Source organism: Vulcanisaeta sp. EB80, assembly GCF_002078205.2.
Genome location: NZ_LCWN02000031.1, coordinates 1 through 22,431, shown reverse-complemented (window position 1 = coordinate 22,431; position 22,431 = coordinate 1). Strand labels below are relative to the sequence as shown.

Genomic DNA, 22,431 nt, shown 5'->3' with positions numbered 1-22,431 from the left:
TATGCTTAAGGTCCAACGGGTTTTGGGTTATTAAGGTGAGTAACGCCTTATCATGCCTACCCTCCCTAATCAACTTCTCGATTATCGTCTCACCAACAACATACCTATTGAGAACCCTGTGGGCCTCGTCAATAACTATCAGTGCATTATTGAGCCTACCCCTCATGAGCTCCAGGAAGGTTAGTATGAAGGTTACACTAGCCACCTGGGATAGGTAATAGAGGGGTGCCATGTTTATAATCAATAATCTAGATCCAAGGGCATCGCTGCTCATTGCGTTTCTCATGAGGGCTCTAACCATCAATCTCCTAATCCTCCTCCTCACGGCAGCTACGGCGTTGAGATAATCATTCCTCCTAAACTCCTGACCAAGCTCATCCAATGCGCGATAGAGGCTTTGCATATCAGTGTCTCTCAACCTCTCAAGGGCCCTCTCCAGAATCTCCAGTTGTATGAATGTGAAGCCCTCATTATCCTCATTATACATGTACGAAGCTGCCTGGATAGCTGAGGCTAGTAATTCACTGGCCCTGTGCTTAGGTAGGGTTAGGGGGTTGGCTGCAATGTCTATGCCAGGTATGGCCACGTAACCACGCCCCGCAAAGAACAATGAGTATTCACCGGTCATGTCGAAGATCACGATCTTACTAAAGAGATTCCTGGTAAGTGCCGTGCTCACTATTTTCCTTGCCAACGTCGTCTTTCCAGACCCTGTGGCGCCAAGTATTACTAGGTGCTTACCCATGTCTATGTCTACTGGGTAGTACCTGGTCATTATCATGGAGCCGGGCCGTGGTGCTGGCTTAAGTTGAACATTAACACTTCTCCTAAGTGATGTAAGTGGGGCTTTGTCACTACATGACAGTACGTCACCATGTGAATTACCCGACCCTCTCAGGAACAACGAGTACGATATTGCATCGCCTAAACCGCATATTGTTATTATCTTCGCAATACCAACCCCAACCTGTGGTATTTCATGTGCAGCGTTTATTCTCGTGAATTGTGTCGAGGCGCTGTCGAGGATGTTCAACGCCGCACCCGTGGGTATTGGTTCCAGGTAGTCCTGCCAGGCGTTCAACACCTGCCTTATTCTCTCCCTATGTAGGTTCGTGAATAGTGGTGCGTGGTATGGCGTATGGAGGATCACGAACCCAACCTCGTCGCTTATCACCGTCAACCTAACCCCACGTATTGATTGGATGAGGTCCCAGGCATCGATCGGCTTCCTAACCCGTAGACCAACCAGCAACCTATTGCCTATCTTCACTAAGCTCGAGCTCAAATTCGACATCCACGATCACCTCATGGTCGCCATTGCCATAATCGACGCTGTGCATAACCGTTCTACGAACTCTCCATTTACTATCGCCACCATGCAGCAGTATCGCGAACCAGCGCCTCATGTGTTAAGTTATGTTATACATTATTTAATCAATGCGGTTCGAGAATTAGACGCTGCACCTAGATTAGTGCTCCCATGAAAATAATAGGAAGTTGCATTGTAATACTAGGCTTGTGAGAATTTTTGATGCATTATTTTACCAAGCCTGAGCCTCCTACTTAGTTTTTCACTGCATCTCTGGCAGAAGGCTGGTCCCTTATTATCCGTATCCTCAACCGTGTTGCTGAAGTACATGACGCACCTTGGATCGCTGCAATGCTCGAGACCGAATGTGTGACCGAGTTCGTGAAGCACCTCCTTCAATATCCTCTGGTAGTAAATATCCTGGGGTCCAAGTAATCTCTTTGTGAATATAAGGACTAGGTTTCCTTCTATTTTGGTTACGCCAAACACGAAGTTTAAACCCCTAACATACCCATCATCATCCATTATCAACACGATCCTGTCAAAGTCCTCATAATCCCCAACCCTAGGTTCTAGGTAATCAAGTAGTTCGTCGGCCCTAACCTGCCCTCTCCTGGCGTCTCTGAATTGCGATTTTAACCCTTCAAAGTCCGTCTTCCTAACTTGGACGTTAACCATACCCTCTAGGTAATGCTCAACCCACTTGGGGAAGTCGCTAGGTAGGTCCACCTCGGTTAGTATTAATACCTTAATCATTGATTACCTGATGGATAGGTTATTGTTGTGGTTATTAAATTATTACGGTCTCAGTGCGGGCATGATCCTCATGTATTCAGGTACGCTCATGCCTCATCACAGACCATCAACTCGCCAGTAACATCGCCCCTAGCCTGCAACGATAAGCATTGGCTTGTTGCGTTAAATAAATTTACTTTTACAACTTCTCGTACTTCATATTAGCCAACCTCATGGCCCTGAGGCCCTGGGTAACTACGTCGCCTATCACTATTACCGATGGGTTTTCAGCGGATACCTTATTTGTGGCTATGTTGCTTATCGTAGTTATCGTAACCTTACTACCCTCCATAAAGGCCCTGGTCAATATGGCGACCGGGGTGCTTGGATCTAGACCGCCTTTAATTAATTCGCGAGCTATCTCCCCTATTCTTGATGCGCCCATGAGAATCACGATGGTGTTCACAGCACCAGCCAGTTTTTGAAAGTTCACGAATGACTTGCCCTTGCTCGGGTCCTCTGTTCCCGTGACTATGGCTACCGAACTGGAGACTCCGCGGAGAACTGGGGGTATTAGGAAGGACTCGGGTACGGCTGTTGCTGATGTAACGCCTGGAATGACCTCGCAGGGTATACCCACACTTAGCACGGCTATGCACTCCTCAAAGCCTCTGCCAAAGAGGAATGGGTCGCCACCATGTAGCCTGAGCACCACCTTATCGCCACGCGCCCTCTCAATCATTAGCCTTATTATCTCATCCTCCTCCATCGCGTGCTTACCAGGCTCCTTACCTGCAAATACTAGCTCGGTGTTGTCCCGTGCATACTTCAACGCCGCCTTTGGTATTAACCTATCGTATATTATGACATCGGCATTCCTAATAGTCTCAACGCACCTAAGCGTCAGTAAGCCCTCATCGCCAGGACCTGCTCCGGCGATTATTACCCTACCAACCATACCCAACTTAAGTTAGGTAATGCATTTTTAGACCTACCTTGCATTTACCCACGTGGAGACAACATGCCTCTCAATGAAATTTGTATTTTCAAGTGCCCACAGGGTTAGGTTCAGCGATATATACAGTGGCGTTCACGGCCACAATTACGAAGTCACGGTTAGATTATGCGTTAATGGAAGGAGGGATTTGGTGCTTGATATTGATAGGGTTAGGCGTGAGATGCAGGGAATTGTGCATGCCTTTGATGGTAAATACCTAAAGTCAACTAGGGAGGGTGTTCAAGGTATTACTCCGAATGAGTACGTTGAAATTCCTTGCATACCCGAGGGTGTTACGGGTGAATGCCTTGCCTGGTACCTGGTGGATTACGTACGTAACGCACTGAATAGGTTGGGTATCAATGATGTGCCCGAAATCCAGGTTGTGGTTTGCGACTCACCAATTAATTGCTTCGAAGCCACATCGCATTCCTAAGGTGGTGTTTCTCATAATTTAATCTAAAAAGCCACTAAGCCCATTAAGGCAATGGTCATCGCAACTTATAACGCATGCGCAAGTTATCCTCCTGGGGCTTGTGTTTAGTAATAATTAACATTCATCTGGCCCTGTTTTTGTATATTTGGTAAATGGTATTATCATAACCTAGTTTCAGTGTTCCGCTAATTAGGAATGGTAGGTAGAGTAGTTTAAGCGAAAATACTAGGCCGACCAGTGTCGGTCCTGGTAGGCTGCTAATATTCCTAAATATGTTCGTTATGGCGTACACCTTCACCCTCTCCTCATCGCTGAAGATTTGTGAGATGAATGCTTGCCTGGTGGGTACATCCATTTGGGAAAAACTCTGCCTCAGGAGCAGGAACGCAACACTCCACTGTAGGGAGTTCATGAGTGGTATGAGGATTAGAAATACGTTGGATACCATGTGCGTGAAGACCATGGTGCGTAGATTACCAATTCTCTCCGCAATTAACGGTGCTATGATCAACGAGATAGCGGTTATGATGCTAGATACGCTGAATATGATGCCTAGGTAAGCCTCGGACACGTGGTATCTGAGGTAAAACCAAAGCGCCAGTAACGACTGGGTTATCAAGCTACCACCAAAGGCGTCGACTGCAAATAGTATTGAAAGATTCCTAACATCACTATTTAAGAACACATTCACTAAGCTAGCGTTCACCTTGTTACTGCTCACCTCTATATTCACAATCTTTTTGTAGATTGCGGCGAGAAGGATCGATGTAATTATGTAAAGCGTATAGATGAGCTTGGCTATGGTGACGTTGTTGGTAATTAAGTGTGGGAGTAACGATAGTGATAATGCGCCCAAAGATGAAAATGAATAACCAAGCAGGTTATACACCGTCTCTCCGGAGGCGGCGGTTTTCCGCCGTCTTCTTCTCGACGGTCTCCCCGAGCCCCTCACCGTAGTGGCTCCCCAACGGTCGCCCGCGGTTCCCAGCCCTACGGCTCTCGGAAACCCAGGGGTACAACTAGGGATGTTGAGGTTAGGGTTAATAAACCATCACTTCACCACCAATGGTAATAAACCCCACGAATAATCATGAAAACCGAAACACCCCAAGCACCCTACCTGGATTTTTAACGAGTTTTGGGATAACCCCAACCTCCACTGATTGAAATGGGCCTGTCTCGGTTCCGGTTACACTTATATTCCCTATGAAGAGGGCTATTGATATTAATACGAGGTTACTTGAAAGGAGTAAAATTATTCCAGCTACCATCATGAGTAGGCTATACATAATTAGGAAGTTTTTCCTTCCAATTAAACTTTCATATAAAGCTGGTAGTAAGTTGAATACTACATTGCCAAGTACGACGAAGAATATGCCCAAGGTCACGTAGAACACGGGGTAGTTAAGGCTTGCAAGATAGATTGGAATTAATATACTAATGACCCCAAACATGAATGTTCTTATACTCTTGGCTAGGAATATAAGGTAAATCGCCTTATTCATAAGAACGCCTCCGGATGGATTTTCCTCCCCTTAAAAGCCTTCCTGGAACCTTGAAGTCGCAGGGGTTCATAATTATTCTAGAGATAATTCTCCATCCCTTCTTCAATTATTGTTAAGTTTTAGATTTTCTTTATCACATGCGTTAAGCTTTCGCTGCTTAGCTCCTGTATTTTTATTGTATCGGTACTGTTCTCGATAACGCTGTTTTCTCCGCCAACGAGTATTACCTTGACCGATCTAAATACCGTCTTTGCCTTGTTGAATACTGATGGATCTACATTATCATCTTCCCCATCCGTTATTATCACGAGTTTATAATTCCTTAGGGACGCCTTATCTGCCGCGTCCTGTATCGCCGCCCTTACGGCATTTGTTATGTCTGTCCCACCTAGGGGTATTAATGACAGGAGCATCCTAACTATGTCCTTCTTATTCGTCAAGATTGGGTATACCTGTTGGTCAAAGAACCTTACCGCTAGGTTGCCTCCCTTCATTGCGAGTATCACCGCCAATGCTGTAGCCCACGTTATCTTGCTTATCGCCCCAACCTCGAATATGTTTACGTTGACCGTGTAGAACATCGAGCCACTTTTATCGATTAACATGTATATCTTAGGCTTCCTGACGGCCTTCCTCTCCCTAACAAGTACGTTACCCATGGCCAACTTATATGCAAACACGGGTTTTGCGAATTTCATGAGTAATCTCTCGCTCGGCATCATATCCCTTAATTCCGAGGCCTTTGTCATTCTCTTTACGCCACCCACCACACCGACGCGTTCCGCATCTACGTCGCTGACGGTGTCGACCACGTATTTGGCGTCTACGATAAGTCTAATTAGGGAATTGAGCATTGAGATCAACCTTAACCTGTATGGGTCTATATCCGTACTTAATAGTATATCAGCTATCTCATGACCCACGGACTCCCCAAACAGCATCCTAACCCTGTTCACGGTATCCCCAACCTTCTTCATGTTGCCTACGTAGAAGTTTATTAGGGATTTTACCTCCCGCTCAAGGTTCGCCCTACTCTCCCTCGAGGTAGAGTCTCTCTGGTCCATTGCTGACTCAACCATTTGCCTAAATGCCTCGTTCCTATCCATCTTACTCAATATGCTATTGTAGACCTTGAGAAGCTTGAGCGCCATAATTCTAGATAACCTACCATTGAGTCTCGTTATCCTAGCCACATCGTTGTAGGTTTCGCTCCTTACGTACGTGGATACCACGAACCTCCATAATGACGTCTCCATATCCTCATTATCAATGGGCATCCTTAGTATAGGCTGCCTATAATGCACGTAGAAGGAGTCCGCGAGAACCTCCTGCTTCATCTTATCTATATAACCTATTGAGTGCCTACGCGCCTCTATAAGAACCTCCCTTACCCTATATTTTGTGAGCGGTTCCTCGTAATCCACATTGGCTAAGACACCAGGCACTATTGAATTAATGTGTGGAGTCCTTAATAAAACTTATTTACTGCATAGCTTGGGTATCTATATATTATATGTATCTAGAATCAACTGTTCGATCAAACCCCTTAACGTGCCGAACAACCTTTCGTAACCCATATCAATTATTAGGTATGCTGTGGAATTGAGCATTATTAGGGAGTATATATGATAAAACCAATTGTATATCTTAATGCCCCTCATAATCAATTGCAAACTCAACAATCTATTACCTCTATGTAGAACCTTGCCTGTGATCTCGCCATCATCCCCATGATACGCAATCCTTGATGATGATAGATCCCTAAATACCAAGCCCAGCTCATCCCTGGTCAACCCAATTGATAGGAAGGAGTAATTCCTCGAAAACCCAACCTCAAGACGGGGCATGGTTGGCACCGAGTTAATTACACCCAAATCCCTCAATGCCATTAACTTACCCATAATCACCAATTGGTAATCCCTATTAACAATATAATCAAGCCCGCTTAATGAATCTCTCATTGTGAAACCCCTACCAACAAGCTCGCCGGTGAATCCCTCACTAATTATGGGGTTTATGATTTTGTAATCAGTATTGATGCACTCATTGTATGTTTCAACTCTATTAATCGGCAGCGACTTAGCAATATCACCATCAATAGCCAATGGAACGTTTAGGTTGACAGAACCCCCAATTTCCGATACTAATAATGATGCCTCCAGGTTCTTGCCAATGTCTTTACCGGTGATCGCGTACTTACCTAGTTTGAGCTCATCACTATATATACTTAGGCAATTACCCGAGCTCCCAAGCACAACCTCGGAGCCAACCACGACTTTATCGTAGTGATCATAGACTCCACGTGCTTGATCAACGACCTTGTTCCCATTAATAATGAGCGACTTAAGGCTTGTGTTTATGATATGCATACCCAATATGTCCTCGAGGTACTTCCTGGTAAATAATTTTATTGATTCCCTATTCACAATGCCAAGCAGGGCGTGGGGCATTAGATCTGCAAAAACCACATCACCCTGTAATTCCGTGTACACCGTTACTTCATGCCCATCCTTAGCCATGTAATACGCATACATGGCACTACCCGGGTTTAGACCAGCAATTGCGATCCTCATCGTATTTTGAGTATTACTTATTAGAATTTAAATGAATGACTTAATGAATGCGTAGGTTGAGCATTAAGTCGTCGATTGCACTCGTGGATCAAGACTTAAACGCCATCGATAATGCCGTTATTGACATCTCTGACGGTGAGATAACAGGCATAGGTAAGGTACCTGGATACGCAAACGTCATTGACCTTGGTAACACTGTCTTAATGCCCCAATTAACAAACGCCCACATACACGTACTTGATTACTTCCTAATTGGGTTATACAATAAGTACTATATTGACGATTTGGTAGGCGCTCCCTACGGCCTTAAGTACTACTACCTACGTAGAGCCAAGCCTGAGTCCCTAAGGGCTGGGTTATCCCTTGTGTTTCGTAGGATCAGGAGTTACGGAGTTGGGTGTTTGTTAACGATCATAGAGTACGGCAAATACTTCACAAACATGGTTATTGAGGAGGCCAAAAGGGTTGGATTATGCGTAATCCCACTTGCTGAGCCCAGCGCTTTTAGGGTGTATGTTAAGCCGGATGAGGAGGAGGACGTGGATGAGACCTTTGAGGAGGAGGTTAGGTACTTCGTGGATAATGGATTCGGCATATCGCTTATTTCACCACTTAATTACTCAACGGCAGAGTTGAGGCTTGCGTCTAGGTTAGCTGGTTCACGTGGTTTATTAATTAGTACCCATGTTTCCGAAACAGAGGATACGCATGCTGACGGTGATTTGGATAGAGCGTTGAGTACTCTTGTTACGGGAAATTCCCTCTTCGTTCACCTGACCCAATTAAATGCGGATGAAGTATCTAAGTTGCCAAAAATTCCAACGGCAATATGCCCTAGATCTAATATTGAGCTTGTCAATAAATTACCAAACATAACCGCCATGTTAAGGAATGAATTAAGACCCATGGTTGGTACAGACAACGTCGCCTTAATAGAACCGAACCCATGGGATGAACTACGCTTACTAAGGTACACCGTAGCAAGGAGCCCTGAGCTGAAGCCCGTGAATTTACTTAAGATGGTTACCTCGTGGGCTTGGTCCTGGGGTTTTGGCTATATAATGAGGGAGGGGCTACCCATGAGGGGTGTGGCTGTGGGTGTGGCCTATGGAGAGGTTGATATCGACCATGTCCATGATTACCTACTCACGCGATTGTCTACAGGGGATATCACATATTTGATAGATGGGTCGGAGGTTACTAAGGTTGTGCATTAATGCCGAGGATCCTTATGGTCTTCATTATGGGAACCTTAGTCCTTGGTGTTAATATTGAGATGCTCATGTTATTGGTGCGATCTAGCTTAAGGGATTCTGACGAACTGCTTGGAACTTTAACATTATGCTCCAGGTTTGTTTCTGGAGACTCCACATTAATTACTAGGCTTGCATCCTTAATCCACCTATTACCTATGATGATCTCCACCTGCCTATCATACTCAATAATCCTCAATGTCAACGCCGACAATGCCTCATTTACGATTTTCACGGTATTGAATACCCACGAACCGACATGCTCCGCATTCACGAATTCAGCCCAGTAATAATCGCTATCGAGAGTCATCGCCAGAGACATCCTTAAATCATAGTCCTCGCCGAAAACTTCCTCGTAGATCCTCCACTTATTAATGGCTAACTGCGCCATCGACCAAAGCCTCGATTGAACCTCAGCCCTCTCACTAACCCATTTACTCGGTGAGCCCAACCAGGATGTCGTCGGCAATTCCCTAATCTCCTCCTGAGTCTCATTAATAATTACGGATGGCCTTATCGGTATTATGTAACCATCAACACCAGCCCTAGATAGGTAGAGGAGTATTTTCTCGAGGAGTAGGGCTGCGTAGGGATTCGGTCGCGGAAGAACCATCCAATTCTCGCCATCCAGCGCTATGGTTACCACACCACCTTTAGCGTAGGAGCTCCTCATTGCTATCTCAATTATTAACCTCCTGGCATTCACGTCTGCCTCGCGTGCGTTACCTGCCTTGTTTAATTGAAAGCTTAATAAATCACTAAGTGCCGTGTCTCTGAATAGTATTGTAAGGCAGTCGTGTTTGTACAATTTAAATAATGAGCCCTTGTCCTTGATGCTCTCGCCTAAGTGGTAGACACCATCGAGTACTATGTACTTGATGCCCTCGTTACACAACATATCTTTCAGCCTCTCGGAAAAATAAAGCTCAGGTAGCCACATACCAACAGCATCAACGCCAAGAACCTCCTTAGTCACCTTCTTACCAACCTCTAGCTCCCACCTTAACAACTCGTCAACACCGTACTTCTCGATTAGGTAACCAGCTATTGGGTGCGCTATGAAGCTCGTCAAAACCTCTATGACACCATCCTTGGCAAGCCTTGAGTATGTGTCCCGAGCCTCCCTAATTAACTCCATCCTAGGATCCCGAGGACTCACATAACCGATGTAATCTTCACCCTCAATAAGAATACCGTTCTTCAACGCATCATCCCACTGCCACAGTAGGCTTGGACTTAGGTTATATGTAATTGAAACCCTGTACTTATCGACTAACCTAGCATGTAACAGGTAAGGCCCAACATCATATATAGGCTGCAACTCCTGCGACCAGGTATGGTAGAACGCCCAGAGCCCATGGTAATGACCACTTGGGTATTTATGTATTGGTTGGTGATTGTGAAACGCGATAATAAGCCTAATCGGTGATTCCGACCTTTCGGTAATCATTATTGGCACCCTACTTTCATCGCCGCAGCACTTAACCACAACCTCGTAGAATCCAGTATCGCCTAGTTTTATGTAATCGATAAAATTAAATTCAGGGGGCACTGCCTGAAGTGCGCGCCTAATGATTTCCCTGGAATCCTTTATTACCACGAAATCAACACTCTCACTACTCACTAAACCATCTATCTTAATGTTAACCTCAATATCCTCCCCTGGCTCATACAATACCTTATCCGTTGTTACCTCAATCACTGCTTTACGAATTAATAATGATTTTATAAGTGCTTTTCAACATTTAATTATAGGGTGGTAGGGTGAAGTTTATTAACTTGGAAGTAAAATATTTAGACTTTGTGGAGCCTGGTTATGAGTCGAAGATTAGGAGCATAATGCAGGTTCTTCACTCATTAGCGGCTATTGATAGGGAGAGGGCTGTTAGGATTGAGGACCTGGCTCGGATTGCTGGCTTACGTATTGAGGAGGTTCGGAGCCTCATTGATAAACTAAGGGTTCTTGGTTATGTAAATACCATAAATGATTCTGTGCACTTAACGACAACGGCGATAATTAAATTAAGCAGTATCTACTGCTAACTGTTGTGGTGATTAGGGTACTCCACATAAGCACGGAATACCCACCACATAGGGTAGTTGGGTCATTGGCATTCCAAGTAAGGGATTTGGTAATTAGGTTATCCAGTAAATACGAAATATACTTAATACACCCAGCTGGTTTTGAGGGCAATTACATAGATGGTAATGTGTACGTACACACGGTTAGTGATAGGTGGTTTAGTGACGTTGTCGCATACATGCACTTCCTACTTGTTGAGGTCCTGTCCAGGATACCGTACGTGGTGCCCAGGGACATACACCTAATACACTCTCACGACTGGATAGCCAGCGTAATAGCCAGGGTACTGTCACAAAGGCTCAGGGTGCCATACCTAGCCAGCGTGTACACAACAGAACCCATGCGCTCAGGAGGTAGCATGAACCTACTCAACCTATCAATAATGGACTGGGAAAAACATGCCTTCTCCTCAGCACTATATGTCATAGCCCACAATAAGCAGGCGCTCGATTCACTCCGGAGGGACTACGGGATAGAAGCCGTCGAGACCAGATCCATAGAGGATATTGAGAAGATATACGACAACACAACCCACAACGCAAACAAAGCAATGCCATAATTCACGATCAGGCACCAACGCGCTCATCAGGAGGTCAGGCCGTCGTCAGATCATCATTCACCTTATAACCTACAATAAATAAAGTATTAAGTATTTTCGCCTTGTCGGTGTCCAATCTTCGTTCAATCAGCCATAATTTAATCCAGCCATGAGTTATGGAATGATCGTGGATTAAAACTGCCGTAAATGCTTAAAATTAGCTCTGGTTATATTCTATGGCTTTGCATGGGTGAGGCGGGTTGTGATGTTAGGGATATTGAGGAGGCGGCCAACATATTGGTGAACGCTAGGCACGCAATAGCATTCACAGGCGCTGGCATATCCACTGAATCAGGTATTCCAGACTTCAGGGGACCTCAGGGTTTGTGGAAACAATACAGTCCCGAGATAGCCACGATAGATTACTTCCTACAACACCCGAAGGAGTTCTGGTTATTCTATAGAATGAGGATGAGCACTCTCTTCACAGCCAAGCCAAACAGGGCGCACCGCGCATTAGCTGAACTGGAGAGCATGGGGGTGATAAAGGCTGTGATTACACAAAACGTGGATGGGCTACACCAGGCCGCCGGGTCCAAAAATGTTATTGAGCTCCATGGAACAATGAGGAGAGCCGTGTGCATTGCCTGTGGTCGTGCATATCCTATGGATGTTGTTACCAGGAAGATAGATAGTGGCCAGGTACCACCCCTATGTGATGAGTGTGGTGGTGTGCTCAAACCTGACACAGTATTGTTTGGTGAACCCGTTAAGGACTTTGACAGAGCCAGGGAGTTAGCCATGATAAGTGATGCCGTGCTTGTTGTTGGTTCTTCATTAACCGTGTATCCTGCAGCCTATATACCGCTCTTTGTTAAGGAGATGGGTGGTAAGGTGATAATAATAAATATGGAACCCACGGAATTGGATTACATAGCTGACGTAAACATAAGGTGTAAGGCGGGTGACGCGATGGAGAAGCTCCTCGAAAAAATAATTGAAATGAGAAAGCAGGGAACCACGGTGACGCAGTAACCAAAGTAAATGCATTATGGGGTTCATTCAAATCCTTTACGTGAAAATTAAATTATATTACTGCTTAATTCTTCACCCTACTTATTAACAAGGGATTAACTTGATTACCTGCTAGACCATAGTATCCCTGCCTATATTAGCAGCCTCGAACAGAGACTTTACTTCAGGCTCATTAGTATATAAATGATTAAGTAATATTCTAATAATACGATCTTAGACCGTATATCTGTATGCATGTATACGTAAAGTATACGTATACATGTTAAGGTAATACACTAATATTCTTGTGATATTATGAGGGCAGGATCATAGACCACACGCCATTACTCAATAGGTCACTTGGATCATCCTTGAAGTGATTCTCGAGCATCTTATTGAAGCTCTCAACGTCATGCACGCCTATCTTTAGTTCCATGTATGTTGTGGATTCAGCGATTTGGGCCGGTCTCCTTAAATAATCATTGATTAGGTATTTGAAGTAATTGAATCGCTTATTTAAATAGTGCTCATCAGTAAAAATATTACTAACGTTTAGAAGTGCTGCACTTAGTTCTTCCTTTAATTTATCGATCATGTCCGTGTTAACTGCAGATATTAGTATTTGATAGTAGTATACTCCGGGTAGGTAGTCCCTATCCATGTCTATTGCGTATGTTAAGCCCCTATTCCTGAATCTCGATATTAGGTATGAACTTAATCCATTGATTAGGTGGAATTCCAATAAGGATGACCTAGCCATTAATAGGTACGGATCTTTACTACCCAACATTACGTACCAGGAGTACGATAAGTATGCCGAGTCGGTGTGCCTATTCACGATCATGGAGCTACCCTTATCCATGGTTGGCTCCTTTCTGCGCTTTGATACGCCTGACCATCCGTTGAACATCTTCGCCACCTCATCAATCGGTATGTCTATGGGTCCCACAATACTGACGACCATGTTGTCAGGTGTGTAGTATGATTCCAGGAAATCCTCTATATCCCTGGTATCTATGGATGATATGCTTTCCTCAGTGCCTATGATGGGGTCCCCATAGTCGCTATCGCCGAAAAGTGCCCTAGGTCCAAGGTCGTATATTAGGGTGCCTGGGTCATCATTCCTCATCCTCAATTCAGACAACACAACCTGCCTTTCCCTCTCTAGGTCCCCCCTGCTCACCCTTTTATTGCCGAACATTTTGTGAATTAGCCTGAGTAGGTTTCTTAATTCGCTCGGTATTACCTCGAACGTATACATAGTCAGCGTCCTCTCGGTATACGCATCCGAGACGCCTCCCAAGCCCTCTATCTCAAGGTCTATGTTTGGGTAGCTCCTATATATTATGTGCTCGGTTAAATGCGAGATCCCTCTTTTACCTGGGTCCTCGTATATTGAGCCAATACCAACACCCAGTGCAACGCCCACCGTTGGTAAGTCCCTCCTGTCTATGATTAGTCTAAGCCCGTTGTCTAGGGTTATGTATCGACTCATTACCGTATTTTTAAAGGCAGCTATCCTTTAAAAGCAGAATCGTTAGCAAACCCTTTTGCCTATTTGTTCGTCCTGTGGCTTGTCTATTGTGACTATTGTTGGGTTTTTCTCATCGCATGTGGCGAGTATCATTCCCTGGCTCTCATAACCAAAAATCTTCCTGCTCTCCAGGTTGGCGACAACAACCACATACTTATTAACCAAGTCCTCTGGTTTATAGAATTCCGCAAGCCCTGTGATCACCTGCCTCCTCTCATCGCCAATATCTATTATGAGCCTGAGGAGTTTTCTTGAACCCTCAACCCTCTCTGCATGTATTACCTTGCCGACCTTGAGTACTACCTTTTCGAATTCCGCCCTGGTTATTATTTCGGCGGAAGACACGGTAGTAATAAACAACTCTGCTTATTAAGTATTGTTATTGCACCAGTGCATCAAGTGCTAACAATGTAAATACTTATTAGTGAGTTATTAATTGAATAAATACGTGGTTAAGAGATACTTCCTTAGCAATAAGGATGTGAAGGAGTTGAGCAATGCCGTTGGTGAGCTGGGGGTCATATTTAGGAATGCCGATAAGGTTGAGGTTTATGAATTAAATGAGCAAACAACCATCTACATAGTAGATAATAAGCCGTTGGTTGCCAAATTATCAATAAAGGCAGACTCAGAGCAGAGGGAGTACGTGATACCACTACTCACGTACTTCTACCTAAGCCCCACGTATACACTTAATTACCCAACCATAACTGTGGATGACGGCGCAGTACCGCACATTGTAAATGGCGCTGACGTAATGAGGCCTGGGATTAAGGAGATCAATGGGGATTTTGGTAATGGTGATGTTGTCCTGATAAGGGATTTGAAGGGTAGGTACATAGCCATTGGAGTCTCGTTAGTGTCCGCAAGCGAGATGAGGAGTATTACCAAGGGTAAGGTCGTGAAGGTCATACATCATTTAGGGGATCGTCTATGGCATTTATCTCAAGAATTGCTTAAGTCCAAGTAATTCTAGGATGGGTTGAGCAATGCTATTGGTGAGTTGGGTGTCCGGATTTGAACGGGTTTCTATTGTGTTATTAGGTGCTTGTTGTGGTTGTATCTGTTATCATTAATATTGCATACACGGTTAGCATCGCCACTCTGTGCTTGGTTGGTAACCGCTCCCTCAGTCTCTTTACCACGATGAACCCACGCACTACGTGTGTTGGCTTTGTTCCTCAAGGTGTCGGGAGTGGTTGGGGCGTGTGTTGGGTTGATTCGCCGTGAGGGTCAACCCATCGTTGGTCTACGGGTTTAGGCCAAGTCCCATTCGCGGTCGAGTCGGCAACGTACTCCCTAATCGAGGTCGTCGATTAATCAAGGCCTTGTTTAAAAGGGCTGTGATGAGTGGTTGAGGAGGATGATGAGGCTGAAAGAAACAGAAACAGTGTTGATTTTAAATTTATATTGATTAACTTTAACCCATCATGGCCTACTTAAGCTTACGATGGAGCACTTAGGCTTACGTATTTGCATCCGAGGGTGTCATTATAGATTGTGTAGCCGCTTATCCACGATCCGCTGGGTGCATTCGATAAATTATTGAAATAGAAGCTCACATCACTGGGGCTAACCAGTATGTAATTACTCAATGGGGTAAAGCCCACAACCCAAGCCATGTTCGCCCAAGCACTCCAGCAGTAGGTCTGTACCTCTGCGTTGAACGGTAGGTATAACCAGTAGGTATTACTTGGTGAGTAGTTTGGTATTGCTATTTGGGCACTAAGCTCTGGCCCTACGGTGAAGCCGTCTATGAAGGTTACATTATTTGATATCTCATAGGGGCCATAGTAATTGAAGTACCACGTATAATTAATCTCGTATAGATTGTATGCGGAGGCTTGGGGGGACTCCGACACACCTATGGACTCAGACGCACCACTGCCACTGGGTATGGTGAAGGATACGTAAACTGCGGCGAAAGCTGGATAACCAATCTCAAAACCAAACGAGAGACTACTCGACGTGCCTTGCGGTGTTGGTTTATAATTTGAGGTTGTTGGTGTGACGATGAAAACACTCGATAAGCCCTTTTTATAGGCTTCGTAGCTTTTATAGGTATCGAAACCACCAATTAGTTGATATAGGGCTCCAGGGCCAGGTATTGGGTATCCACTGAAAATAATTCTCGAATTCCCACCCTCCGGGGTCATGAAGTAAGCAACATCACCCACTAACTGGACAGGTATTGCCGGCGGGGTGTATATGCTGAGTAAGCCTGTTGTATTCTCAATTAATATGCATGAGTCGTAGAAGAACACGTCGCCAAAGTTGTCCTGAACAGCCTCAATACCGACGGAATTCGCAACCACGGGAGTGGTGGTCTCACTCTCCATGACCCCTGGAGCCCATATCAAGATGAGATAACTATTACCATACACACCACCAGAACCACTTGGGCCATTTAATAAATCGGCATAGGCTACATAACACGGATCCCAATTCGTTGGGTCTTGGTTTGTTGTTGGTAGTTTGATTAATCCCCTAGCCGCCTCTATTGATGCTAGCCAGCTCCTGAGTAGGTTCGGCAATCCCTCGAGGCTGACCGGCCCTATTAGCACGGCTATTCCGTACGGTGTCCTTATTGCGGTTGCTCCAATCAGTACGTATTTGCTGTTTATTGGCATCTCAAGCATTGGGACTAGGTAGAAGTGTGCACCATTGGGTCCGTAAACAACTACGTTTGCCCCCCTCGCCATTGTGTAGGAGAGGAGTAGTTCGGCAACGGGCGCCTCGGACCTACTCACGTTTACCATGACCAGGTCACCCTTTGCGAATAGGTTTGCCAGCAACCCAACGGCTGGGCTTGTCAGGTTCAGCGTGATGTTTTTACCTATAGTGCTGTAGGCTATGTAGGGCTTAATCACGGACCAATCAATAATGGCAATGCTGTTGCTAGGCAAGGAAGGCAGTTGGTTTAAGCCGATGGGCTTGATTAGTGATTGTGGTACACCAACACTAACAAGCCTTTGGGTCAGTGTTTGCGGTCCGATTACGTAGATTGGCGTGTTTAGGCTTGTGTTTATTAGTAAGCCGATTGGTGAGCCAATAGGCGTTGGTGCACTAAAACCAGCCCTTCTCTGCGTTACTGGCTTATTGTTTACATGGGTTAAGGGCAGTACTGAGGCTATTGTTGCGATTAAAACAGCTGCGGCGATTAACGAAACAACCCAAACAAGCCTAGACCCAGACCACATACAGGGATTGCCCATTATGCAGGACTTTTTTTAACTCCAGCTGTTCATAAAAAGTGAGCCGAGCCGGGTTGAAATGACTCAACATCTCCCTCACGTTGGGCTTGCTTTGATGAATCACTTGAATGATTGGAGAAAGGGCAATCTTTCATGCCCAGGAGTTCTGCACTAACGTTGATAGGCCTATGTACATCACAAACCTTAGGTCGGATTGACTATTCCTGGTTGTTTATGGCATCGATAAACTGTGGAACCTGTCTCAGGAATTACTTAAGTCCAAGTAACTCTAGGATTTTCAGGAACGCATCGTCACTCCTCACTACTTTATACTCCCTAATACTAGCACGTATTTGCTCAGGGCGTACATGAATACCAAGCATTGATCGAACTCTCCCCTGAAATGATCCTTTACTCATAATGAGTGCGTTAAGTAATTGGGAAACATTACTAGCCCTACTATTCATACTTGCACTCTCGAAATCTATTATGTAAACCCTACCCTGGGAGATCATAATGTGCTCCTGAGGTCTATTTAATTCATTATGGGCAAGCCCTATCGCATCAAGTCTGCGGCAGTGCCAAAGTAGGTCACGAACAGCACCCCTCAATTCATTAGGGTCTGCATGTTCTGCGTAGTGTTGTAGAGAAGATCCATTTATTAACTCCATCACTATGGCATTGCCCATGTAACCAATTAGGCGTGGGCCAACGCCTACGGAGTTCGCGAGCCTTAAGTATCGGCCCTCGTTTATGAGACTAGGTCTCGGTGAATCGGGTCTCCTAACCTTACAGGCGTAGTATTCATTATTAATCCTACATTTAAATACGAAACTATTCTGACCCTTACCCAGCAATTTAACGCCCATGAACTCAACACCACCGTCACTAATCAACTCATCAACGCCCAATTGCCTTAGGTCATCGATAACGAGCCCTAGGTAACCCTCTGGGCAATTGATGTATCGGCATATCCTGAGCAATGGTTCATAAACTCCATCCACCATCTCTAGTTGGGGTGAATTATTTTTAAGGTACTTAACCCTATAGTAATATGTTGATGATGCCGACAGGCCTCTGACAGTCTTGATGAGGAATCCGGTGCTGATTTTTTATTTCACCCCTTAACCACTAGGATTATGATGCAGTTAGTGATATTCATTCCACGAACAGAGTCCTCACTCTCACTATTAAGGAATGCATTACCTATGTTCATTAAACGATTCGGTAAAGTGGCGTTACCGCTACCTAAGGAGTTCTGCAGCATCGCTGTGGCTAACCCAGGAAATGCTGTTGAAATGCTTAGGGAGGTTGTTGGTGAGGCCTTCGTTAGGTTGTGGGGTTGGATTCCAGAATTCTTTAGGGAGGCTATGGTTGAGTACCCATTTGCCTATTTTGATTGTTATTATGATATGGATAGGTTAAGGAGATCCATTGATACTAGTATTGAAATAGCGAGGTTAGTGCTCAGGTACAGGCTTGGCGCTAAGGTCGACCTCAACGATTGGTTAGCACCGTTTAGTTCTATTGAGGTGGTTAGGGTACCGGATGATTACGTGGTTATTATTGATGATTACGCCGTGTTAAGGTTTTTCGAGAAAACCCACGGATTCAGAGATGTCGTGGCACTAGGACCTTTAGTACCAACACCAATCGAATTGCTTGAACTGATTGCACTGGGTATCCTAAGCAGGGAGTATTTAATGGGTGTTATTGAGCATGTTGTGAGGTATGTGGGTGATTACGTGGTGCTTAGTAGGGACTTAACGGAGGCATTATTGAGACTTATTAATGACAGGGATTATCTCTCGTTTATTCACTCCCTAGACCTTTGATTGCTTCATTTACTCGTTATCATTGGTGTTATCATTATTGCGGAGTATGGGCAGTTATCCTGGCATGAGTAACATCCTGAGCATGCGGGCTCGTTTATTACGTAAGCCTTATCCCTCAATTTACCTGTTAAGACCCCCTTTGGGCATATTGTCCAGCATATGCCGCACCCAACACAGTTATCCAAAACCCTCACCCTTATTACCACTGCCACGCACTTAATGCATGTTTTGTCCTTAAATGGTTTTTTGTTGGCATAATGCTTTTAAGACACCCGCATAACCCGGTCTTGGGGGTTTCTATTGCCACGTTACAACTCATCAAGGCGGGCGAGCAGAGACCTAGGGAGAAATGGAGGGACTTTATTGACTGGTTCAACTGGGTTATAATGGAGACTGGACTTTATGATTATAGGTACCCCGTTAAGGGCGCCTATGTCTGGAGACCCTATGGCATGAAGGTCCGGAGGCTCGTTGAATCATACATCAGGGCTGTGCACGACGAGACTAGCCACCAGGAAGTTCTCTTTCCAGTGTTCATACCCTACGAATTCCTGGCGAAGGAGAGTGAACACATCAGGGGCTTTGAGAATGAGGTCTTCTGGGTCAGTAAGGGTGGTGTTGGTGAGGAGAGACTTGTGTTGAGACCAACTAGCGAAACCGCGATAATGCCCATGTTCAAGCTCTGGATTAAGGACCACACGGACCTGCCATTCAGGGTTTACCAAATCGTTAGTGTGTTTAGGGCCGAGACAAAGGCCACCAGGCCCATGATTAGGCTTAGGGAGATATCTATGTTTAAGGAGGCCCACACAGCCCATGCCAATAGGGAGGATGCGGAGAGGCAGGTTAGGGAGGCCGTGGAGATCTACAGGAAAATCTTCGACTACCTGGGCGTACCCTACCTAATAAGCCAAAGGCCTGAGTGGGATAAGTTCGCCGGTGCCGTGTACACCATAGCCTTTGACACAATAATGCCTGACGGCAAAACCATGCAGATAGGTACCGTTCATTACCTAGGCACGAACTTCGCCAAGGTCTTCGACGTTAAGTACCTAACACCAAGTGGTGATTGGGAGTACGTGCACACGACGAGCTACGGAATTTCCGAGAGGGTTATAGCGGCTATGATAGCTGTGCATGGTGATGATAAGGGTTTGGTGCTCCCACCAAACGTGGCTCCCATACAGGTCGTAATCGTGCCAATAATGTACAAGGGCACTGAGGAAACAGTACTCAGGGAATCTAGGTCAATTAAGGATGAGATTACCAATGCTGGTTTTAGGGTTGAGATTGATGGCAGGACGGATAGGACACCGGGTTGGAAGTACAATTATTGGGAAATGATGGGTGTTCCACTCAGGATAGAGATTGGTCCTAAGGATGTCGAGAATAAGCAGGTGGTTTTGGCTAGGAGGGATACATTGGAGAAGTACGTGGCGCCAAGGAGCGAGATTGTAGAGGCTGTTAGGCAGGTGCTGAACGAAATTAACAATAACCTAAGAAATTCGGCGTGGTCATTCCTTAAATCCATGGTTGCCAGGGTAAGTTCGATTGATGAAGCCAAGGACAGGCTCAGTAGGGGTGGTGTTGTTGAGGTTCCGTGGAGTGGTGATAATGAGTGCGGTATGAAGATACAGCAGTTACTTGACGCTGATGCATTGGGTATACCATTGGATGAGGATGCTGGTAAGGATATCGGTGGATTTAGGGACCTAGCTTGCAATGATAAGCAAGCCAATTATTGGTTTAGGCTTGCAAGGCGTTATTGAATTGAAAGCAAAACCTTTAAGAGATGCTCATTGTTTTAATGCGTGATGAAATCTTCATTAGTCATAGCAATCCTGGTTGCGGTACTTGTAATCGCAGGGACAGCGGGGTATTTGGCATTAACAAACCAGAACAGCCCAACGGCAGCTCTCATAAACGCAAAGAGGCTGCTGAGTAGGAATTTCACAGCAACATATCAGGTCACAATCGCACCAACCGCCATAGCGATGAATGGCGAAATTCCAGGTATACCAATTAAGTTAACGTGGGTAAGCGGCTACATAACGATCTCCAGAACCCCATTAATGGATGCTACGGTGATAAACGGAACATTATCACTCACGCGTTATGGGTTAGGTTCCAGCTTCAACGCAGCATTTTGGAAGTTTAATAATGAACTTTGCTTTGCCGTGGAGTTTGGGTTCATGGGTGTTCAGGCAATTACGCATTGTGTACCTTATGTTAATATTACGAGTAATTACGTGGCAATACTTAATGAGAGTAGGTACATAGGTGCCGGTGTTTGGGATGGCAGGACTACGTACTGCTTCTCCGCATTGATAACCACAACCCCAACAAGCAATCAGTACGGTGGTTTCGAAGAACCAATTGTGGTGAATGTCACCAAGATGTGCCTACTAAGCAATGGAGTACCTGCAAATGCAACAATATACATATACCCAGCTCAACAATCCCTCGGCAGTTTCATGATAGGCACAAACCTAACACTCATCAATTACTCATTCACATTCAACCAGGAGGAGTTTACCCAAATTACTAGAGGGCTCATTCCTGGTTAAACCTATTGCTTATTGTCCTCAGTATCTTCGTAGTGCTACATAGTGGGCATTCGAGGTAGTCGTTGAATCTGATCACTTGCACGTTATCCAGGCCCCTCTTCCTTAATTCATTCCTTATTGCATCGTCATTGAATGGCTGATTGGGCCCAAGAAGTATTATGTTTGGTCTCTCCTCCTCAACAACCCTGAACATATCATCCTCATAACCAAGTCTAGCCTTATGCACATAGACTATGTTACTCAAAACCTCAAGTCTCTGGTTCTCAGGTATTATAACGTCCCTACCCTTAATCCTCCTAACCGTGGAATCCCTAGCCACAACCGCAATGACGCGGCCAAGGGACCAGGCATGTCTTAGGTATGCTATATGCCCTGGGTGGATTATTTCGAATGTACCTGCCACGAAGACCTTATTGCCCGCCTTTTGCAATAGCTCATCAGTCTTACTCCACCTGAAATTGGCCATACCAAGAAGTCTCAATGCGTCGAGTAGACCCTCTGCGTATGCTATTGTTGCCAATGCGGTGAATGTATCCCCCCTCGATAGATAATACATTGAATCCTTGAGGTATGCTTTGGCGATATCAATAACCTCGCTCTTAATGCCCTCCCTCTCTATCTGCTCGATGGCAGCGGCGACATTCCTTATGTATGCCTCAACCCTATTCTCTGGGCTCGTCGTCTCCATGATTCGCGATCTCCTTATTACTAGCCATTAATAAACCCTTCACTGACTAAGGAGGTAATAATTTTACCTGAGTTGGTATTTAAATGTGTTAATTTACTCCCTGAGTATTTCGAGGGATATGAAGGTCTTGGTATCCTCGACGCCCTCCATCATACTTAATACCCTAAGTA

The 22,431-nt window shown here is 45.1% G+C and carries 24 protein-coding genes; 9 read left to right on the top strand and 15 right to left on the bottom strand.

The genetic code is table 11. From position 1 onward, the window contains the following. The 4 genes from B7L70_RS06860 to cobA form a co-directional block, all read right to left on the bottom strand. On the bottom strand, positions 1 to 1,294 hold a 1,294-nt coding region (locus tag B7L70_RS06860), incomplete at its 3' end, for a helicase HerA domain-containing protein (protein ID WP_081227135.1). Then, positions 1,254 to 1,406, bottom strand: coding sequence for a hypothetical protein (locus B7L70_RS13385; protein ID WP_162009122.1), 153 nt, complete (start codon positions 1,404 to 1,406; stop codon positions 1,254 to 1,256). The genes B7L70_RS06860 and B7L70_RS13385, both read right to left, overlap by 41 nt. A gap of 104 nt (positions 1,407 to 1,510) precedes the next feature. Then, the gene (locus B7L70_RS06855; RefSeq protein WP_081227131.1) at positions 1,511 to 2,065 is read right to left on the bottom strand and encodes an archaemetzincin family Zn-dependent metalloprotease; all 555 of its coding nucleotides are present in this window, start codon (positions 2,063 to 2,065) and stop codon (positions 1,511 to 1,513) included. A gap of 178 nt (positions 2,066 to 2,243) precedes the next feature. After that, positions 2,244 to 3,002, bottom strand: a complete 759-nt coding sequence (gene cobA, locus B7L70_RS06850) for a uroporphyrinogen-III C-methyltransferase (protein WP_081227130.1) — start codon at positions 3,000 to 3,002, stop codon at positions 2,244 to 2,246. A gap of 52 nt (positions 3,003 to 3,054) precedes the next feature. On the opposite strand from cobA, the gene B7L70_RS06845 reads away from it, so the two are divergent. Next, on the top strand, positions 3,055 to 3,477 hold the full coding sequence (locus B7L70_RS06845) for a 6-carboxytetrahydropterin synthase (RefSeq protein ID WP_238376143.1): 423 nt from the start codon (positions 3,055 to 3,057) through the stop codon (positions 3,475 to 3,477). Between the two features lie 121 nt (positions 3,478 to 3,598). On the opposite strand, the gene B7L70_RS06840 is transcribed toward B7L70_RS06845, so the two are convergent. The 4 genes from B7L70_RS06840 to B7L70_RS06825 all read right to left on the bottom strand — a co-directional run bounded on the left by B7L70_RS06840 (position 3,599) and on the right by B7L70_RS06825 (position 7,555). Continuing rightward, positions 3,599 to 4,429: an MFS transporter gene (locus tag B7L70_RS06840; RefSeq protein WP_162009121.1), complete on the bottom strand. Its 831-nt coding sequence runs from the start codon at positions 4,427 to 4,429 to the stop codon at positions 3,599 to 3,601. 136 nt (positions 4,430 to 4,565) lie between these two features. Then, positions 4,566 to 4,982: a hypothetical protein gene (locus tag B7L70_RS06835; protein ID WP_081227128.1), complete on the bottom strand. Its 417-nt coding sequence runs from the start codon at positions 4,980 to 4,982 to the stop codon at positions 4,566 to 4,568. Between the two features lie 119 nt (positions 4,983 to 5,101). Beyond that, the gene (locus B7L70_RS06830) at positions 5,102 to 6,427 is read right to left on the bottom strand and encodes a VWA containing CoxE family protein (RefSeq protein WP_081227127.1); all 1,326 of its coding nucleotides are present in this window, start codon (positions 6,425 to 6,427) and stop codon (positions 5,102 to 5,104) included. Between the two features lie 57 nt (positions 6,428 to 6,484). Next, positions 6,485 to 7,555: a hypothetical protein gene (locus tag B7L70_RS06825; RefSeq protein WP_081227126.1), complete on the bottom strand. Its 1,071-nt coding sequence runs from the start codon at positions 7,553 to 7,555 to the stop codon at positions 6,485 to 6,487. A gap of 47 nt (positions 7,556 to 7,602) precedes the next feature. Here B7L70_RS06825 and B7L70_RS06820 point away from each other — a divergent pair, with 47 nt between their 5' ends. Next, a complete protein-coding gene (locus B7L70_RS06820) occupies positions 7,603 to 8,772 on the top strand; it encodes an amidohydrolase family protein (protein ID WP_081227125.1) in 1,170 nt (389 codons plus the stop codon). Here B7L70_RS06820 and B7L70_RS06815 read toward each other — a convergent pair. Continuing rightward, positions 8,756 to 10,510 (bottom strand): glycoside hydrolase, encoded by a 1,755-nt coding sequence (locus B7L70_RS06815; RefSeq protein ID WP_238376142.1) that lies wholly within the window; start codon positions 10,508 to 10,510, stop codon positions 8,756 to 8,758. The two genes, B7L70_RS06820 and B7L70_RS06815, sit on opposite strands and share 17 nt — an antisense overlap. A gap of 62 nt (positions 10,511 to 10,572) precedes the next feature. Between B7L70_RS06815 and B7L70_RS06810 the strand changes: the two genes are divergently transcribed. The 3 genes from B7L70_RS06810 (at position 10,573) to cobB (ending at position 12,464) form a co-directional block, all read left to right on the top strand. Then, positions 10,573 to 10,851: a hypothetical protein gene (locus B7L70_RS06810; RefSeq protein WP_238376141.1), complete on the top strand. Its 279-nt coding sequence runs from the start codon at positions 10,573 to 10,575 to the stop codon at positions 10,849 to 10,851. 5 nt (positions 10,852 to 10,856) lie between these two features. Beyond that, positions 10,857 to 11,450, top strand: coding sequence for a glycosyltransferase (locus B7L70_RS06805; protein ID WP_238376140.1), 594 nt, complete (start codon positions 10,857 to 10,859; stop codon positions 11,448 to 11,450). A 225-nt stretch (positions 11,451 to 11,675) separates the two neighbouring features. Continuing rightward, positions 11,676 to 12,464, top strand: coding sequence for an NAD-dependent protein deacetylase (gene cobB / locus B7L70_RS06800; protein ID WP_081227122.1), 789 nt, complete (start codon positions 11,676 to 11,678; stop codon positions 12,462 to 12,464). Between the two features lie 292 nt (positions 12,465 to 12,756). Here the strand turns inward: cobB and B7L70_RS06795 are convergent, their stop codons facing one another. Next, positions 12,757 to 13,938 carry a pitrilysin family protein gene (locus B7L70_RS06795; protein WP_081227121.1) on the bottom strand — a complete coding sequence of 394 codons (1,182 nt, stop codon included), beginning with the start codon at positions 13,936 to 13,938 and terminating at the stop codon, positions 12,757 to 12,759. Positions 13,939 to 13,980: 42 nt separating this feature from the next. Continuing rightward, on the bottom strand, positions 13,981 to 14,322 hold the full coding sequence (gene metG / locus B7L70_RS06790) for a methionine--tRNA ligase subunit beta (protein ID WP_081227120.1): 342 nt from the start codon (positions 14,320 to 14,322) through the stop codon (positions 13,981 to 13,983). Positions 14,323 to 14,425: 103 nt separating this feature from the next. Here metG and B7L70_RS06785 point away from each other — a divergent pair, with 103 nt between their 5' ends. Further along, complete coding sequence (locus B7L70_RS06785; protein ID WP_081227119.1) at positions 14,426 to 14,947, top strand: DUF1947 domain-containing protein; 522 nt, start codon at positions 14,426 to 14,428, stop codon at positions 14,945 to 14,947. Positions 14,948 to 15,422: 475 nt separating this feature from the next. Here B7L70_RS06785 and B7L70_RS06780 read toward each other — a convergent pair whose 3' ends face one another. After that, on the bottom strand, positions 15,423 to 17,177 hold the full coding sequence (locus tag B7L70_RS06780) for a hypothetical protein (protein WP_081227118.1): 1,755 nt from the start codon (positions 17,175 to 17,177) through the stop codon (positions 15,423 to 15,425). 263 nt (positions 17,178 to 17,440) lie between these two features. Next, positions 17,441 to 18,178 (bottom strand): RIO1 family regulatory kinase/ATPase, encoded by a 738-nt coding sequence (locus tag B7L70_RS06775; protein WP_081227117.1) that lies wholly within the window; start codon positions 18,176 to 18,178, stop codon positions 17,441 to 17,443. 132 nt (positions 18,179 to 18,310) lie between these two features. Between B7L70_RS06775 and B7L70_RS06770 the strand changes: the two genes are divergently transcribed. Continuing rightward, positions 18,311 to 19,006 (top strand): hypothetical protein, encoded by a 696-nt coding sequence (locus B7L70_RS06770; RefSeq protein ID WP_238376139.1) that lies wholly within the window; start codon positions 18,311 to 18,313, stop codon positions 19,004 to 19,006. 5 nt (positions 19,007 to 19,011) lie between these two features. Here B7L70_RS06770 and B7L70_RS06765 read toward each other — a convergent pair whose 3' ends face one another. Next, positions 19,012 to 19,218, bottom strand: coding sequence for a ferredoxin family protein (locus B7L70_RS06765; RefSeq protein WP_081227116.1), 207 nt, complete (start codon positions 19,216 to 19,218; stop codon positions 19,012 to 19,014). Positions 19,219 to 19,305: 87 nt separating this feature from the next. Between B7L70_RS06765 and proS the strand changes: the two genes are divergently transcribed. Both proS and B7L70_RS06755 read left to right on the top strand, forming a co-directional pair. Next, positions 19,306 to 20,775: a proline--tRNA ligase gene (gene proS, locus B7L70_RS06760; protein ID WP_369907341.1), complete on the top strand. Its 1,470-nt coding sequence runs from the start codon at positions 19,306 to 19,308 to the stop codon at positions 20,773 to 20,775. Positions 20,776 to 20,820: 45 nt separating this feature from the next. Next, positions 20,821 to 21,573 (top strand): hypothetical protein, encoded by a 753-nt coding sequence (locus tag B7L70_RS06755; RefSeq protein WP_081227114.1) that lies wholly within the window; start codon positions 20,821 to 20,823, stop codon positions 21,571 to 21,573. Here B7L70_RS06755 and B7L70_RS06750 read toward each other — a convergent pair. Continuing rightward, the gene (locus B7L70_RS06750) at positions 21,560 to 22,261 is read right to left on the bottom strand and encodes a DUF357 domain-containing protein (RefSeq protein ID WP_081227113.1); all 702 of its coding nucleotides are present in this window, start codon (positions 22,259 to 22,261) and stop codon (positions 21,560 to 21,562) included. The genes B7L70_RS06755 and B7L70_RS06750 overlap by 14 nt on opposite strands. Positions 22,262 to 22,431: the final 170 nt, after the last annotated feature.